Source organism: Anaeromyxobacter sp. SG66, assembly GCF_022690805.1.
Lineage (GTDB): Bacteria > Myxococcota > Myxococcia > Myxococcales > Anaeromyxobacteraceae > Anaeromyxobacter > Anaeromyxobacter soli.
In genome coordinates, this window is sequence record NZ_JALCZC010000096.1 from 1 (window position 1) to 16,220 (window position 16,220).

Consider the following 16,220-nt stretch of genomic DNA (forward strand, 5'->3'; position numbering starts at 1 on the left):
GCACCCGCTCCTCGAGCGTGATCGAGGCGAGGAGCGCGCGCGGATCCTCCCGGCTCGCGTCGAGCGCCGGCCCGAGCGCACCCGCCACCGCGCCCGCGACGCCGGTCGCGACCGCGAGCAGGACGAGGCCGGGGCCGACGGTCACGGCCTCGATCCCCTCGAGCAGGTACAGGCTGCGGATGGTGCCGCTCACGGCCGCCACGTTCGCGCGCGCTGCGAGCCAGCCGAGCGGGATGCCCGCCGCGGTGCCCGCGACGCCGAGGAGCGCCGCCTCGGCGAGCACGAGCCGGAGGACCTGCGCGCGGGTCGCGCCCACGGCGCGCAGGACGCCGAGCTCCTCGCGCCGGCGCGCGAGCGAGGCCCGCACCGAGGCGTAGACGAGGAAGCCGCCCACGAGGAGCGAGACGAGCGAGAGGGCCGTGAGGTTCAGGCGGAACGCGGCGAGGAGCCCCTCGGCCTCCGCGGTGCGCTGCTCGGGCGTGAGCACCCGGGCGCGCCCGCCGAGGCGGGCCTCGAGCCTCGCGCGGAGCGCCTCCGGCGCGACCCCCTCCGCGGCGCGCACGTCGAGCTGGTGGATCCTCCCGCGCTCGCCGAGGAGCGCCTGGGCCTGGGCGAGGTCCATCACCGCGAGCCGCCGGCTGGCGAGCGGCGCGATGCGCTGCAGGTCCACCAGGGCGCCGACGACGAGCGTCGCGCGCCTCGAGCCGAGCGACACCGGGATCCGGTCGCCCACGCGCCAGCCCAGCTCCGCGGCGAGGGCGGGCGTGACGGCCACCCAACCCCTCCGCGTGAGCGCCTCGCCGAGCTCCCCCTCGGGGAGCCGCCACGGGGCCCGCACTGCGGCCTGGAGGAGATCCGCGCCGACGAGCTCGAGGCTCGCGTCCGCGCGGCCGTCCACCGCCGCCTCCGCGCGCCAGAGCGGGATGGCGGCTGCGACGCCCGGGACGGCGAGCACCTCGTCGAGGAGCCGCTCGTCGAGGAACCCCGCCCAGCCCAGCACGGAGAGGTCCGCCTCCCCGGAGACCGCGCGCACGGACCCGGCGAACGCCCCGAGGGCGCTCCGGTTGAGGAGCTGGATGGAGAGCACCGAGCCGACGCCCAGGGCCACCCCGGCGACGGCGAGGAGGAACAGCGCGCGCGCGGCGCGCAGCTCCTTCCCGACGGCGCGCACGAGGTAGCGCCTCATGGCTCAGGGCTCCCTGAGGCCGGAGTGGAGGGTCCAGGTCTCGTCGGCGCGGGCGGCGAGCTCGCGGCTGTGCGTCGCGAAGAGCACGGCGCTCCCCTCGCCGCGGGCGAGCCCGAGCAGGAGCTCCATGACGCGCTCGCCGCTCTCCTCGTCGAGGTTCCCCGTGGGCTCGTCCGCGAGGAGGAGGCGCGGCCGCCGGAGCAGCGCCCGGCAGAGCGCGACGCGCTGCATCTCCCCGCCGGAGAGCTTCTGGACCGCGTCCCCGGCGCGGGCCTCGAGGCCCACGCGCGCGAGCAGGCCGCGGGCACGGGCCGCGGCCTCGCGGAGCGGATCCCCCGCGACGAGCGCGGGCACGAGCACGTTCTCCTCCACCGAGAGGTGGGGCAAGAGGTGGAAGAACTGGAACACGAGCCCGACGTGGTCGCGCCGCAGGCGAGTCCGCTCGCGATCGGACAGCGCAGCGAGCGACCGGCCGAGCAGGACGACCTCGCCCGAGGTGGGAGCGTCGATGCCGGCGGCGAGGTGGAGCAGCGTGGACTTCCCGGAGCCGCTCCGGCCGGTGACCGCCACGATCCGGCCGGCGGGCACCTCCCCGGACACACCCCGCAGGGCGCGGAGCACCGCCCCGCCCGCGGTGCGGTACTCCCGGGCCACTTCACGAAACGTGACGATCGGCTCCATCCCACCCTCACCCATGCCGCAGCGCCCCGAGCCGCGCGAGCCTTTCCGCCGCGGGCCGGCGGCGGGTCACCCGGCGCGGTGGACCTGCTCGCGGGCGAGCTGCGCGCCCACCACCTCGCGGAGGACCGCGGGCGCGAACGGCTTCTCGACTCGCGGCAGCCCGCTCGCCTCGAGGAAGCGCCGGGCCCGGTCCGTGAACGCGCCCCCCGTGATGAACACCATCCGAGCGGCCGCGTCGGGCGCCGCGCGCGCCAGCGCCTCGTGGAGATCCATGCCGGTGAGGTCCGGCATCATCAGATCGCACAGGACCACGTCGAAGCGCTCGCCGCCCGCGAGGCGCGCGAGGGCGGCGCGTGCGTCGGTCATGCAGTCCACGTCGTGACCGGCGAGGACCCGCCGGACCGTGCTCCCGATGAGCGGCTCGTCGTCCACGACGAGGATGCGCGCGCGCTCGGCGTGTCCGGCGGACGGGGAGGACGGCTCGGGGGGGCGGGCCTCCGATGCCCCCGGGAGGACGACCCGGAACAGGGCCCCCCTGCCCGGCTCGCTCTCGAGCTCGATCCTCCCGCCGAGCCCGGTCACGATCCCGTGGCAGACGGAGAGGCCGAGCCCGGTGCCCTGGCCCGGCGGCTTCGTCGTGAAGAACGGCTCGAACACCCGTCGCCCCAGCTCCGCCGGGATGCCGGCGCCGGTGTCCGAGACCTCCAGGACGGCCTCCCCGCCGGGTCCGGCGCGGCAGGTCACGCGGATCTCGTTCGCGGCGGCGTCGCCCTCCGGGATCGCGTGCGCGGCGTTGACGAGCAGGTTCAGCACCACCTGACCCACCTGGAACTCGGACGCGAGGACCGGCGGCACCGGATCGAGCCGCAGCACGAGGCGCGCGCGGTGGCGGATCTCGTGCTCGGCGAGCTTCGCGGCCCCCGCGACCTCGTCGCGCACGTCGATCGGCCGGCGGCCGTCCCGCCGCGAGCGGGAGACGATCCCGAGATCGCGGATGATGCGCGCGATGCGTCGCGTCCCCTCCGCGGCGTCGTCGAGCGCCTGGAGCGCCTCGGACACCTCCGGCTCGCCCGCGCGCGCCCCGAGGGCCTCGCGCGCGCAGCCGAGGTTCGCAGCGACGAAGGTGAGCGGGTTGTTGATCTCGTGCGCCATCCCCGCGGCGAGCGTCCCCACCGCCGCGAGCCGCTCGGCCGCCTCGGCGCGGCGCCGGTCCGTGAGGTCGCGAGCGGTGTAGATGGCGTACTCCGCGCCGTCGAAGGCGAGGTGCGAGAGGCCCACCTCCGCGTCGGCGCGGCCCTCCGGCCGGCGGACCGTCCCGTCGAGCACCGCCGCGCCGTGCGTCCGGATCTCCTCCCAGCGCGCCGGCCAGCCCGCCTCGGCGAAGCCGCCGTCCACGTCCCACACCGCACGGCCTACGAGCTCCGCGGCCCCGCGCCCGAAGAGCCGCTGCGCCGCGTCGTTCGCGTAGGTGATGCGGCCGCCCGGATCGAGGATGAGGACGGGGGCGTAGCCGCGCTCGAGCGCGGTCTGCGCGAGGCGCAAGGCGCGCTCGGCGCGGCGGAGGTCCGTCACGTCGAGCGCCACCCCGCCGAGCAGCGGAGCCTCCTCGCCGCGAGGCATGCGGAACTTGAGCGCCACGAAGGAGCGGCCGGACAGCTCCATCTCCTCGCGCCCGATCTCCCCGTTCTCGAGGACGGCCCGGTCCACGGCCGCCACCCGCTCGGCCACGGGCGGTGGGAACATCTCCGCGGCCGACCTGCCCTGGAGCTCGTCCAGTCCGAGGCGGTGCGCCCGGGCGAAGCTCGGGTTCCCGGTCACGACCCGACCCTGGGCATCCTTGATGAAGATGACGGCCGGGGTGTGGCGCAGGAACGCGTCGAAGCGGGCCTCGCTCTCCGCGAGCGCGGAGAGCGTGCGCTCTCGCTCCGCGAGCGCTGCGCCGAGCACGAGGGCGGTCGCCACCGCGATGAACACGAGCAGCTGCACCTGCACGTCCGCCGCCGTGATCGTGGTGCTCGGATCGAGGAAGCGCGTCCGGGAGGTGAGCCCGGCGCCGACGAGCGACACGATCGCCGCGCCGGCCGACGCGCCCCGCACGCCGAAGCGCGAGCCCGCCCAGACGAGCGGCGGCAGGAGGAGGTAGCTCCGCTCGAGCCGCGTGCCGCCCGCGAAGACGAGCACCGCCGACCCGCCCAGCGCTGCGGCCACGACGGCGGCCTCGACCGCGCGCGAGAGGGCGAGCGGGCGCAGCCGCCGCCGGCCGGGCATCCAGGACACGACGAGCGGCGCGAACACCAGGATCCCGAGCGCGTCGCCCGTCCACCAGGCCCGCCACACGTGGAGGAACTGCACCGTCCCCGACCAGCCGTAGTGCGCCATGGCGCTCGCCGCGCCCAGCGCGGACGGCGCGAGCGGCGCGGCGAGCGCCCCGAGCAGCACGAACGCGGCGACGCCGCGCACGCTGGCCGTCGGCCGCCGCGGTCCGGCGAGCCTCGACACGAGCGCCGCCGCGAGGGCGGCGTCGAGGAGGTCCACGACGACGTTGACGGTGACGAGGGCGGCGCTGCGGCCGGTCGCGCCGCTCGCGACGATCTCGGCCGCGATCGCGGCGCCCACGAGCGCGAGCCGCTCGCGGCCGCGACCGCCCAGGAGGAGGGCACCCGCGAGCAGCCCGACCGGCGGCCAGTAGGTCGCGAACGCGCCCGGGTAGGCGGAGAAGGCGTCCCCCGCTCTGCAGAGGAGGAGGTACGCGACGAAGAAGGCGACGGCGCGGGCGAGGACGACGCCGTTCTGGGAAGGCGGCGGGTCCCCTCCGACGCCCGGGTGAACGGGGCGCGTCATCGGGCGACTTACGCTATCAGGAAAGTGCGCTCCGTGACACGGGCGCCTCCCGCCCGCGTCCCGGTCACGGGTCGGAGCGCGAGGGCGCGGGAGCGCGGCGGGAGTCCGCGACGACCTGCCGGTGGGCGAGCGCCGCCGAGAGCGCGCTGAGGCTCGCGAGCGCGAGCACCACCTCGCTCACGGAGTGAAGCGCGTCCGAGCCCGCGACCCGCGCGCCGGTCGCCGCCGCGTCGTAGAAGAGCCAGCACAGGTTGGAGGCGGCGAGCAGCCCCCAGGGCCACTGCAGCGCGCCGCCGCGGAACTGCCGCGCGATCCGGAACAGCGGCGCGACCAGCACGAAGCAGATGACGTCGCCCGCGACCGAGACCGCGTCGAAGAACGCCTGCGAGGCGCCGCCCGCGACGAGCGCGTCGGCGGCGTCGCGCAGGAGCGTGGGGATCCCCAGCCCGAGCCCCACGACGAAGACCGCGGCGCCGTCGAGCGCGCCCTGCACCCGCGAGCCGGTGAGCGCGAGCCCCGCGCGGAAGAAGGCGGCGACGAAGAGGAGCGCGCTGCCGACGGCGGCGACGTTCACCGCGAGGATGTACCCGACCTGAAGCCAGGTCGGCTCGGGGCCCACGAGCCAGTCGCCGTGCGGGCCCGTGGTGAGCTTGTTCACCACCGGCAGGAGGAACGACACGGCCGACAAGAGCCAGGCGCGGAACATGAAGTCACGCCGCTCGAACGCCGCGGCGGCGGCCAGGCACCCGACGGTCGCGAGCGACTGGGTGACGAGCTGGGTCGCGAACCAGAGCTCGGGTTCCCGGCCGGTCGTCAGCGCGAGCGCGGCGACCGCGAGGGCGCCCGCGACGGGGATCGCGGCGAGCCATCCGTAGCGCATGCTCACCGGAGCGCCTCCTCGAGCTCGGCGAGGACGTGCTCCGCTGGCCCCTGCCCGAGCAGCGTTCGCAGCATGGGGCGGAGCGACTCGAGGAGCCGCGGCACGTCCTCGGGGCCGATCTCGTCCGGTCTCAGGCCGAGCACGCGATCGGAGAACGTACGCACCACGGCGCGGGCCGTGTCTGGCCCGATCCACCTCGCGAGCGCCGTCGCGATGACGTCTCCCCTAGACTTGCCCCCCGGCACGGCGCGCAGCCTAGACCCGCGCGGCGCGCCAGGCAAAGGCCGTGAAGTGTGACGGTTTCGTGACGGCGCGTTCCTCGCCTGCGCGGACGCGCTCACCGGGCCACGCTCCAGGCCATGTTCTCGCGGTAGCGGCGGTCGAACGCCTTCCGCTCCGCCGAGTAGTTGCAGCCGCCGCCCTCGCCGTCCGCGGACAGCGCGACGACCCCGAGGTCCACCTCGGGGGGAAACGCCTCGAGCGCGCGCTCCACCGCCTCCTGCGCGGGCGCCCCGCGCGCGAGATCGTCGTAGACGGTCTTCGCGACGAGCCGCTTCACGATGTCCTCGCCGTTGCCCGTGCACGCGACGGCGCCGTGTGAGCCGGCGTAGATGCCGGCCGCGTAGATGGGGACGTCACCGACCCGCCCGTCGAAGGTGATCGTCGTGCCCCCGGTGCTGATCGCGGCGGCGAAGCGGCCCTCCGCGTCGCGCGCCACCGCGCCGACGGTGTCGGGCGTCCCGAGCGCCTCCTTCAGCGCCGCCGGGATCGGCCCCGGGAAGTTCCACGCCTTGCGCCAGTCGTAACGGCGCCAGGCCGGGACCGTCCCCTGCTCCTTGCCCGACAGGATCCGGCGGACCCGCTCGTAGCGGGCGCGGCTCTCCGGGCAGACGGGGTCGTGATCCCGGAAACCCATGGCGCGGGCGAACCGCGTCGCGCCGTCGCCCACGATGAGGAGGTGCGGCGTCTCGAGCACCTTGCGCGCGACGAGCACCGGGTTCTTCACCCGCTCGATGGCCGCCACCGCCCCGAACCCACCCGTCGCCCCGTCCATCACCGCCGCGTCCATCTGCACGGTCTTCCCGTCCATCCGGAGGTTCGCGCCGGTGCCCGCGTTGAACCGGCAGTCGTCCTCGAGCCGCACCACCGCCGCGATCGCCGCGTCGAGCGCGGAGCCGCCCTCGCGCAGCACCTCGAGGCCGCGCTGCGCGGACGCTCCCGTCGCGTCCATCCGGACGCGCGCGCTCCCCGCGCCGCCGTGGACCACGACGGCGGGCGGTGCGCGCGTGGGAGAAGCCGGCGGCGCGGGCGGGGGAGGCTCGATCGGCGCGGCCGGCACGGGGCCGGACGCGAGGAGCACGGCGGTCAGCGCGACGAGCGTCGTCATGCCCGCGCATCGTCTCCCCGAAGACGCCGGGAATCAACGGTGGGTTGGTCCCGGGCGAGCTGGCCTCAGCGATCGAGCGCCACGCCGGCGCGGTCGACCGCCTCGCCCGTCGCGGCCACCCAGGCGATCGCCGGCGCGCAGAAGAGCACGCCCACCACGATCGCAGCGAAGAAGTTCCGGCCCTCGACGAGCGAGTCGCCCTGCGAGGCGAGCGCCGTCGCGGCGACCACGAGCCCGAGGACACCCGCCGCCGCCCACCGGCGCCAGGCCTCGAACGCGGACGCGAGCGTGGCCGCGAGGCCGAGCAGCACGTAGAGCGCGGCGAGACCGCGGTCCTCGAACACCAGCTCCTTCCCGACCCACCCGAGCACGGCGGTGGCGAGGAGCCCGGCGCCGACGCGCCGCGCGAGGCTCTCGCCGCGGAGCACGAGCCAGAGGACGCCGAACACCGCGAAGAAGAGCCCGAGCTTGAAGAGGCCGAACCGCGCCACGCCGAGGCCGCGCCAGATCGAGTCCTCGGACAGCTCCAGCGCCCGGGTGAGCACGCCGCCCGCGATCGCCTGGAGGAGCGCGAGGGCGAGCGCACCGGTGATGCTCGCCGCCACGTACAGCGCGACCGTCCGCTCCGTCTTCGTCATGCGCCTCGAGCCTCCTCACGCCGGCGAGGAGCCGCCGGGCGGCGGATTCTACACGGGGGCGCCGCGCGAGCGCGACGCTCGCCGTGGTGGGGCGGACGGAGGCGATGTGGTCGCCCAGGCGCCGGCGCGAGCGGCCTCGCAGCGGGATCAGCGGAGCGCGGGCGGCGCCTCGGTCCGGCGCGGGGCGTACCCGGCGCGGACGAGGAGCGTCCGCTCGTCGAACCAGAGCCGCCGCGCGAGCCGGGCGGTCCGCTCCCGGTCGAGCGTGATCCCGCGCGTGCCCGCCCACTCCCAGAAGCGGTTCTGCGGCTCCCAGAGGTCGAGCCAGAGCCCGACGCGCCGCGCGAGCTCGAGGATCGCGATGAGCTCGTCTGCGCGCGCCGGACCGCCGCGCCCCGCGACGAGCGCCTCGAGGCGCGTCCGCACGAGCTCCTCGACCTCGCGGCGAACCCTCACGACGTCGAAGTGCGCGCCCAGCGCGCTGGCGAGCTGGACGGTCGCGAGGAGCTCGGCGATCCCCTCCTCGATGCTCACCGCGCCCGCCCGCGCGCGGGCCGTGACGTCGAGGATGCGGCGGGTGAGCGTCACGTCCGCGGCGACCCTGAGCGGCGTCGGCACCGGCGAGTCGATCTCCCGCAGGAACTCCATGAGCCGCCGGTTGTCCTCGAACACCCGCAGGTAGTCGTCCTCGTACCGGCGCATCGTCCCCTCGAGCAGCACGCCCGCCACGCGGCGGCGCTCGTCGAGGAACAGGTCGCGCAGGGCGTAGTCGCGCCCCGGGAACGCGCGATCCACCTCGCGCAGGAGCCGGGCGAAGGAGATGCGCTCGAGCTGCGCGAAGAGGATCCGCTCGACCTCCGCCTGCGCCTCGGCGCCCGGGTACGGCACGAGCCCGCAGCGGAAGTCCGCCGCGCCGAAGTGGACGACGCAGTACAGCGCGTCGACGGTCTCTCGCGTGATGACGCTCTCGAGGTGCATCCGCCCGACGGCGAGCGTCGCGGGCCCGGACTGCGCCCGGCGCGCGGACTCGAGCCGGTAGCGGAAGCAGAACAGCTGACCGTCCGGAGGCATCTCGCGCACCGTGCTCGCGATGGCGAGGTGCGCGCCGACGCCCTCGAGCGACGCCACGCTGGGGCGGACGAGGCTCTCGTAGACCCGCCGCCCGTCGCCGAGGGCGGGGACGTTGGACGGGGCGCGCGCGAGCGCCTCGACGAACGCGGGCTCGAGGTCCACGCCGGACGCGTCGCGGACCAGCTGGATCGCGCGCGCCGCGTACTTCATCACCTGGACCGTCTCGATCCCGGAGAGCTCCGCGAAGAACCAGCCGCAGCTCGTGAACATGAGGAGCGCCTGCCGCTGCATCTCCAGGAGGCGGAGCGCCTTCACCGTCTCGTCTGCCCCGAGCGGCCGCCCGGCCTCGCGGCGCAGGAACTCGTCCGCCTCGCGCCGATCCGGATCGAGCACGACCTCGACGTACCGGTCGCGCGCGCCCCAGGGATCGGTGAGCAGGCCCATGGCCTCGCGCTCGAACACGTCGCCGAGCGCACCGCGCAGCGTCTCGAGCGCGGCGAGCAGCGGCGCGCGCCACGCCTGTGTCCAGCCCGGCTCGGCCCCCGCGTTGCAGCCGCAGTCGGAGCGCCACCGCTCGATCCCGTGCGCGCAGCTCCAGGACGAGCCCTCCGCGATCTCCGCCTCCCACTCCGGCTCCATGCGGTCGAGCGCCTGCCCCAGGTTCACGAGCTCGAGGTCGTCGCGCCGGCCGAGGAGGCGCAGCGCCGCCGCCAGGACCTCGTCCCCGCCCTTCTTGTGGTGGCCGAGCGTCTCGCCGTCGAAGGCGATGGTGAGGATCTCGTCGTGCCCGCGGCCGGGATCGAAGCCGCCCTCGAGGCGGCGGATGAGGGCGTCGGGGGACGAGAGCGCGTCGCCGAAGGCGAGGTCGCGGGCGATGTGCCCGTCGTAGAAGAACACGGCGAGCTCGCGCTGCCCCGCGCGCACGCGATAGGGCCGGGTGGGATCGAAGCGCGCGTCCGTCGCGTCGAGCCACTCGCCGCCCGGCGGACGCACGCGCCGCGCCTGGTAGGGCGAGAGCACCGTGTAGCGGATCCCCTCCTCCGCGAGCGCCTCGAGCGTGGGCGTGTCCGCGGCGGTCTCGGGCAGCCAGAAGCCCTCGGGCGCCCGCCCGAAGCGGCGGCGGAAGTCGGCGATGCCCCATCGGATCTGCGTGCGCCGGTCGCGCGGCGACGCGAGCGGGAGGATCGCGTGGTTGTAGCCCTGCGCGAGCGCGTTCCCGTGCGCGCGCCGATCGACGCTCTTCTGATCCGCCTCGACGACCCGCGCGTGAACGTCCGGCCGCTCGCGCTCGAGCCACGCGAGCAGGGTCGGCCCGAAGTTGAACGACAGGTGGACGTAGTTGTTGACGATGTCGACGATGCGGTCTTCCGCGCTCTTGAGGCGCGCCGCGCCGTTCGGCGCGTAGCACTCGACGGCGATCCGCTCGTTCCAGTCGTGGAACGGCTCGGCGGAGTCCTGGACCTCGATGGCCTCGATCCAGGGGTTCTCGCGCGGCGGCTGATAGAAGTGGCCGTGCAGGCAGAGGAAGCGGCGCGTCACCGCTGCATGTTAGGCGCGCCGGGACCCCGGGCCCCGCCCCCCGGTGGGCCGCGGGCGGGCGGCCGCCGACATGGGCCCGCCCGGGCGGGGGCTTTCGGTTATGTTGCCGCGCCATGAAGGTGGCCCTCACCATCGCCGGCTCCGACTCCGGAGGCGGCGCCGGCGTCCAGGCGGACCTCCGCACGTTCGCAGCCCACCGCCTCCACGGCACCTCGGCGCTCACCGCCGTCACCGCGCAGAACTCGATCGGCGTCACGGCCTGGGTGGCGCTCGAGCCCGCCATGGTGGTGGCGCAGATCGAGGCGGTCGCGACCGACATGCCTGTCGCCGCGACGAAGACCGGCATGCTCGCGAACGCGGGGATCATCGCGGCCGTCGCCGAGGCGGCGGCGCGGCTGCCGCTGGGACCGCTCGTGGTGGATCCGGTGATGGTCGCGAAGAGCGGCGACGCGCTGCTCGACGCGGCGGCCGAGCGCGCCTACGTCGAGCGCCTGTTCCCGCGCGCGACGCTCGTCACGCCGAACCTGCACGAGGCCGCCGCGCTGCTCGGGCGCCCGGTTCGAGACGTCCGCGCCATGCGCGCCGCCGCGCGCGACCTCGCCGCGCTCGGCGCGCGGGCCGTGCTCGTGAAGGGCGGGGCGCTCGAGGGCGACCCCGTCGACGTGCTCTTCGACGGCGAGGACGTCGTCGAGCTGCCTGCGGCGCGCGTCGAGACCGAGAACACGCACGGCACCGGCTGCACCCTCTCCGCGGCGATCTGCGCGCGCCTGGCGCTCGGCGACGGGCTGCTCGACGCGGTGCGCGCCGCGAAGGCCTACCTGACGGAGGGGCTCAGGCGGTCCTACGCCGTCGGGCGGGGCCGCGGCGTCGTCGACCACCTGCACCCACTGCGGTGAGCCGCGCACCTCACCCTCCGTGATGAACGGGCGAGGCGAGGTGGTTCACCGTACGTACTACACCCAGATCGCCCGCTCGGCCGCCCGCCAGGATCTCCGAGATCGAGCGGAGCGGTCTTCTACCGACTCTCGAATCGAGCGCATTGCCGAGTATTGCGGTCTAGATCGCGAGACCCGCGGGAACACGGCGGTTCGAGCGCGATGTCTAGAAATCTCGGGTGCGGCCTCGCGCCGCATGGGGCCGACGTGGTAATTCGCGAGACCTTTCCCACTCGACACACGGCTCCGACGCACCGGAGCTCCCACGGCAGGAGGCGCGCCTCATGTGGATTCAGTGGCACTCGGGTCACGCGGTTGGGATCGACTCGATCGACGCGAAGCAGCGCGATCTCCTGCACCGCACCAATCGCCTCGTAGAGACCGTGCGCGCCGGACGCGTGGACGAGGCGGTGACGAGACTCGAGCTGCTGCGGGTCGCCGCCGAGGCCCAGTTCATCGAGGAGGAGGCGAAGCTCCGCCAGGCCGGCGCGAGGAGCCTCGCGCGCCACGCGCACGAGCACGAGCGCTTCCTCTCCGACCTCGACGAGCTCGTGGACAGCGTCACGCGGCGGGGCCTCGTCGCGCTGCAGGAGGTCCGCTTCACCTCCTGGCTGCCGCGCTGGATCGACATCCACGTCGCCCGCACGCACGGCGATCTCGCCTCGCTCGCCCCCTCGCGCGCCGCGCCCGCGCTCACCGCACGCGTCGCCGCCGACCGCGTCGCGTAGCGCTCGCGGTCGCTCGCCTCACCGGCTGTAACCGGCGAGGCGGTAGACCACCCTCCCCGCGAGCTCGTGCAGGGCCTTCGTGCTCTGCGCGAGCGCGCCCGCCCGCGGCAGCCAGCTCCCGCCCCGCCCCGCGCGCCGGTCGACCGGCAGCACGTCCGGTGACAGGCCGACGGCGCGGAAGCAGCCGAGCGCGCGAGGCACGTGCGCGGCGCTCGTGACGAGGAGGAGCGAGCGAAACCCGTGGGCCGCGACGAGGCGCGCGGACTCGATGGCGTTCTCGCGCGTGTTGCGGCTGCGCGGCTCGATCACGATCGCCGCTGCGGGCACGCCCCACCGGACGAGCGCGTCGCGCAGCCGCTCCGCCTCGGACGGCTCGCCCGGCGCAAGCTCGACCGGGCTGCCGGAGACGAGGAGGTGCCGGACCCGCCCCGCCCGCCAGAGCTCGAGCCCGCGCAGGACGCGGTCGACCGCGTCCTGGAGCTCGGTCTCGCCGCTCTCCCGCGACGCGTCGGCGTCCACCTGCCCGGCGAGCACGATGGCGGCGTCGTAGACGACCTCGGGGCGGAAGGTGCGCTCGGCGCCCGCCTCCGCGAAGCGCTGGATCCCGTTGGCCACCGGAGCGAGCGACGGGGCGACGAGCACTGCGACCGCGGCGAGCCCGAGCGCCCACGGCGCGCGCGGGCGGCGGTGGAAGAGGGCCGCGCCGAGGAGCAGGACCAGGGTCCAGGTGAGGGGCGCGACCGCGAGGTCGAGGAGCTTGGAGAGGGAGAGGAACACGTGAGGGCGCCATGAATACCCGATCCGCGCCCTCGACGGCGTCGCCCTGCCCGGGGAACGGCGGCCGTGGGCGTGAGGACACGCCGGCCGTGTCCCACCGTCCACCGCGCCGCCGATTCGCCCGTCCGCGCGCGGCCCCTCGCGCGGGCACGCCGGCTGCACTCGCGTGCCTCGAACCCGCAGCACCGAGGAGCCCCGATGTCCCGCATCTACCTGCCGCTCGTCCCCGTCACCCTGCTCGCCGCCATCGCGGCGGCGTCCGCCTGCTCGAAGCCGCGCGAGCCCGAGACGCGCCTCATCCCGCCGGCGATCCCGCTCGCCGCGGCGGCGGAGCCGGCGAGGCCCGCTCTCGCCGCGGCGCCGGCGCAGGAGACCGACCCGAGCGCCGCGCCCACGGCGGAGGACGTGCGGGAGTTCGACCGGAAGGTCCCGAAGTAACGCCTCGAGCTACCACGGCTCACGCCCAGCGGAACTCCGCCGTGAAGTGGCGGAGGTACTTCGCCTGGTGGGTGAAGCGCACCCCGCGCACCTCGTGCGCCTTCGCCTTGAGCTCGCAGATCACCTCGGCCGCGAAGTCGAAGTGACTCTGGGTGTAGACCCGGCGCGGGAAGGCGAGCCGCACCAGCTCGAGCGGGTGGTAGGTCTCGGAGCCGTCGTCGAGCCGCTTGCCGAACATGACCGAGCCGATCTCCACGCCGCGGATGCCGCCCTCCAGGTAGAGCGCGGCCGAGAGCGACCAGGCCGGATAGTCGGCGGGCGAGAGGTGCGGGAGGAAGCTCCGCGCGTCGAGGTAGACGGCGTGGCCGCCGGTGGGCTCCACGATGGCGACGCCGGCGGCGAGGAGCTTCTCGCCGAGGTACTCGGCGGTGCGGAGCCGGTAGCGGAGGTAGTCCTCGTGCAGGACCTCCTCGAGCCCGACGGCGATCGCCTCGAGGTCCCGCCCGGCGAGGCCGCCGTAGGTGGGGAACCCCTCCGTCAGGATGAGGAGGTTCCGCGCCGTCTCCACCCAGCGCTCGTCCCGCAGCGCGATGAAGCCGCCGATGTTGGCCAGCCCGTCCTTCTTGGCCGACACGAGGCAGCCGTCGGCGAGCGAGAAGATCTCCCGCGCGATCTCGCGGGGCGTGCGGTCCGCCTGGCCGGGCTCGCGCAGCTTCACGAACATGGCGTTCTCGGCGAAGCGGCAGGCGTCGAGCACGAGCGGCTTGCCATACCTGCGGAGCAGCGCCGCGTAGGCGCGGACGTTCTCCAGCGAGACGGGCTGTCCGCCGCCCGAGTTGTTCGTGAGGGTGATCATGCCGAACGGCACCCGGTCCGCGCGCTCCGCGAGCAGGCGCTCGACCTTGCCGAGATCGATGTTCCCCTTGAAGGGGTGGCGGCTCCTCGGCTCGAGCCCCTCGGGCACCACGAGGTCGAGCGGCTCGACGCCGTCGTACTCGAGGTTCGCGCGGGTCGTGTCGAAGTGCGTGTTCGAGGGGACGACGTCGCCCGGCTTCGTCGCGACCGAGAACAGGATCCGCTCCGACGCGCGGCCCTGGTGCGTGGGGATGACGTGCGGGTAGCCGGTGAGCTCCTGCACCGCCCGCTCGAACCGGAAGAAGCTCCGGGCCCCGGCGTAGCTCTCGTCCCCCTCGACGAGCGCCGCCCACTGGTGCGCCGACATCGCACCGGTGCCGGAGTCGGTGAGGAAGTCGAGGAGCACGTCCTCGGCCCGCAGGTTGAACGGGTTGAGGTGCGCCGCCTCGAGCAGGCGCGCCCGCTCCTCCCGAGTGGTCATGCGGATGGGCTCGACGGACTTGATCCGGAACGGCTCGATGATGGTGCGTGGCACGCGATGAACCTCCCGCCGTGGTGTGCTGCCGAGCTGGACGACCTCGCCGCGTGATTCGCGAATCGGCCCGTCGTCCGGCGCCCCTTCGCCGGGGCTGCGCCCCTGCGCCGCGGAGCATAGCTCCCGCCGGCATCCCTCCCCCGCTCACCGGGTGTTCACGGATGAGTGTCGCCCGACTACCATGCGGGGCATGCCTTCCTGGGTCTACGTGGGGATCGTCGTCGCGTACGTGGTCGCGATGCTCGTCGTCGGCTGGCTCGCCATGCGCCGCACGCGGGACGTGCACGACTTCTTCATCGGCGGCCGCAGCCTCGGGCCGTGGATGAGCGCGTTCGCCTACGGCACGACCTACTTCTCGGCGGTGCTGTTCATCGGCTACGCCGGCAAGCTCGGCTGGGGCTTCGGGATCCACACGCTCTGGATCGTCCTCGGCAACGTCGTGGTCGGGACGGTCCTCGCCTGGAAGCTCCTCGCCGCCCGCACGCGCGAGATGACGGCGCGGCTCGACGCGATCACCATGCCGCAGCTCCTGGCCGCGAGGTACGGCTCGCGCGCGCTCCAGGTGGTCGCGGCGCTCGTGGTCTTCGTGTTCCTCGTCCCCTACTCCGCGTCCGTGCTGATGGGGCTCTCGTACCTGTTCGAGCTGACGCTCCACATCCGCTACGAGACGGCGCTCTACCTCCTCACCGCCATCACCGCCGTGTACCTCGTGATGGGCGGCTACTTCGCCGTCGCCGTGAGCGACTTCCTGCGCGGCATCGTCGAGTTCGCCGGCGTGATGATCATGGTGTGGCTGCTCGCGCACCGCCCGGAGGCCGGGGGGTTCGTCGAGGCCACGCGGCGGCTCCTCGGGGATCCCGCCGCGATGGCGCCAGGGCTCGTCGCGGTCAAGCACGTCGGGGCGGGGACGCCGCTCGCGCTCGCCGTGCCCGGCTGGCTCACGCTCGCCGCGCTCGTGCTCATCACGAGCCTCGGACCCTGGGCGCTCCCGCAGATGGTCCAGAAGTTCTACTCGATCCGCTCGCGCGCCGACGTCAGCCGCGCGCTCGTCATCGCCGGCGTCTTCGCCCTCTTCATGGCCTTCGGCGCGTACTACAGCGGGGCGCTCACGCACCTCCGCTACGGGGCGCGCCTGCCGCCGGAGCTCATGGGGCCGTCGGGGCCGATCTGGGACAAGATCATGCCGCACTTCATCACGACCTCCGGGCTGCCCGAGGCGCTCGTGCTGGTGATCGTGCTCATGGTCTTCTCGGCGTCGATGTCGAGCCTGTCGTCGCTCGTGCTCGTCTCCAGCTCGGCGATCGGCATCGACCTCTACGGCGCGATCGCCGGCCGGGAGCGCACGCCGCGGCACCAGATGGCCGTGCTGCGCGGGCTCTGCGCGGTGTTCGTGGGGCTCTCGCTCGCCATCGCGCTCGCGAAGCCCGCCGTCATCGTGAACCTCATGGTGATGAGCTGGGGCACGCTGTCGGCGGTGTTCCTCGCGCCCTTCGTCTACGGCCTCTTCTGGCGGCGCGCGACGCGCGCGGGGGCGTGGGCCGCGATCGCCGCGGGTCTCGCGGCGGCCTTCCTGCTCTTCCCGGCCTGGGGCCCCGACGGCGTCCCCCTCGCCGGCGCGATCGCGACCCTCGTGCCCCTCGCCGTCCTGCCGCTGGTGAGCGTGCTCGGCCGCGCCCCCGAGGCCGCCCGCGTCGCGCGCGCGTTCGGGGACGAGCCCGGCCTCGCGGGC

General features: G+C 74.9%; 14 protein-coding genes. 4 read left to right on the forward strand and 10 right to left on the reverse strand.

What is annotated here, in order from left to right:
- The 8 genes from MNZ39_RS19245 to MNZ39_RS19280 all read right to left on the reverse strand — a co-directional run.
- Positions 1–1,186: FtsX-like permease family protein (locus MNZ39_RS19245; RefSeq protein ID WP_242340706.1), on the reverse strand; the 1,186-nt coding region annotated here is incomplete at its 3' end.
- Between the two features lie 3 nt (positions 1,187–1,189).
- Positions 1,190–1,867 (reverse strand): ABC transporter ATP-binding protein, encoded by a 678-nt coding sequence (locus MNZ39_RS19250; protein WP_242340707.1) that lies wholly within the window; start codon positions 1,865–1,867, stop codon positions 1,190–1,192.
- Positions 1,868–1,933: 66 nt separating this feature from the next.
- Positions 1,934–4,708 carry an MASE1 domain-containing protein gene (locus MNZ39_RS19255; protein WP_242340708.1) on the reverse strand — a complete coding sequence of 925 codons (2,775 nt, stop codon included), beginning with the start codon at positions 4,706–4,708 and terminating at the stop codon, positions 1,934–1,936.
- Between the two features lie 64 nt (positions 4,709–4,772).
- Complete coding sequence (locus MNZ39_RS19260; RefSeq protein WP_242340709.1) at positions 4,773–5,594, reverse strand: hypothetical protein; 822 nt, start codon at positions 5,592–5,594, stop codon at positions 4,773–4,775.
- Complete coding sequence (locus tag MNZ39_RS19265; RefSeq protein WP_242340710.1) at positions 5,591–5,833, reverse strand: hypothetical protein; 243 nt, start codon at positions 5,831–5,833, stop codon at positions 5,591–5,593. Before MNZ39_RS19265 ends, MNZ39_RS19260 begins: the two co-directional genes overlap by 4 nt.
- Positions 5,834–5,925: 92 nt before the next feature.
- Complete coding sequence (locus MNZ39_RS19270) at positions 5,926–6,975, reverse strand: isoaspartyl peptidase/L-asparaginase (RefSeq protein WP_242340711.1); 1,050 nt, start codon at positions 6,973–6,975, stop codon at positions 5,926–5,928.
- A 65-nt stretch (positions 6,976–7,040) separates the two neighbouring features.
- Positions 7,041–7,613 (reverse strand): hypothetical protein, encoded by a 573-nt coding sequence (locus MNZ39_RS19275; protein WP_242340712.1) that lies wholly within the window; start codon positions 7,611–7,613, stop codon positions 7,041–7,043.
- 147 nt (positions 7,614–7,760) lie between these two features.
- Positions 7,761–10,223 (reverse strand): DUF3536 domain-containing protein, encoded by a 2,463-nt coding sequence (locus MNZ39_RS19280; RefSeq protein ID WP_242340713.1) that lies wholly within the window; start codon positions 10,221–10,223, stop codon positions 7,761–7,763.
- A gap of 113 nt (positions 10,224–10,336) precedes the next feature.
- Between MNZ39_RS19280 and thiD the strand changes: the two genes are divergently transcribed.
- Both thiD and MNZ39_RS19290 read left to right on the forward strand, forming a co-directional pair.
- Complete coding sequence (gene thiD / locus MNZ39_RS19285) at positions 10,337–11,119, forward strand: bifunctional hydroxymethylpyrimidine kinase/phosphomethylpyrimidine kinase (RefSeq protein ID WP_242340714.1); 783 nt, start codon at positions 10,337–10,339, stop codon at positions 11,117–11,119.
- A 323-nt stretch (positions 11,120–11,442) separates the two neighbouring features.
- Positions 11,443–11,886 (forward strand): bacteriohemerythrin, encoded by a 444-nt coding sequence (locus MNZ39_RS19290; protein ID WP_242340715.1) that lies wholly within the window; start codon positions 11,443–11,445, stop codon positions 11,884–11,886.
- Positions 11,887–11,904: 18 nt separating this feature from the next.
- Here the strand turns inward: MNZ39_RS19290 and MNZ39_RS19295 are convergent, their stop codons facing one another.
- Positions 11,905–12,663 carry a YdcF family protein gene (locus MNZ39_RS19295; RefSeq protein WP_242340716.1) on the reverse strand — a complete coding sequence of 253 codons (759 nt, stop codon included), beginning with the start codon at positions 12,661–12,663 and terminating at the stop codon, positions 11,905–11,907.
- Positions 12,664–12,861: 198 nt separating this feature from the next.
- Here MNZ39_RS19295 and MNZ39_RS19300 point away from each other — a divergent pair, with 198 nt between their 5' ends.
- Complete coding sequence (locus MNZ39_RS19300; RefSeq protein WP_242340717.1) at positions 12,862–13,101, forward strand: hypothetical protein; 240 nt, start codon at positions 12,862–12,864, stop codon at positions 13,099–13,101.
- Positions 13,102–13,120: 19 nt separating this feature from the next.
- Here the strand turns inward: MNZ39_RS19300 and MNZ39_RS19305 are convergent, their stop codons facing one another.
- Positions 13,121–14,491, reverse strand: a complete 1,371-nt coding sequence (locus MNZ39_RS19305) for a tryptophanase (protein WP_242340718.1) — start codon at positions 14,489–14,491, stop codon at positions 13,121–13,123.
- Between the two features lie 190 nt (positions 14,492–14,681).
- Here MNZ39_RS19305 and MNZ39_RS19310 point away from each other — a divergent pair.
- A partial coding sequence (locus MNZ39_RS19310) for a sodium:solute symporter (RefSeq protein ID WP_242340719.1) occupies positions 14,682–16,220 on the forward strand: 1,539 nt, incomplete at its 3' end.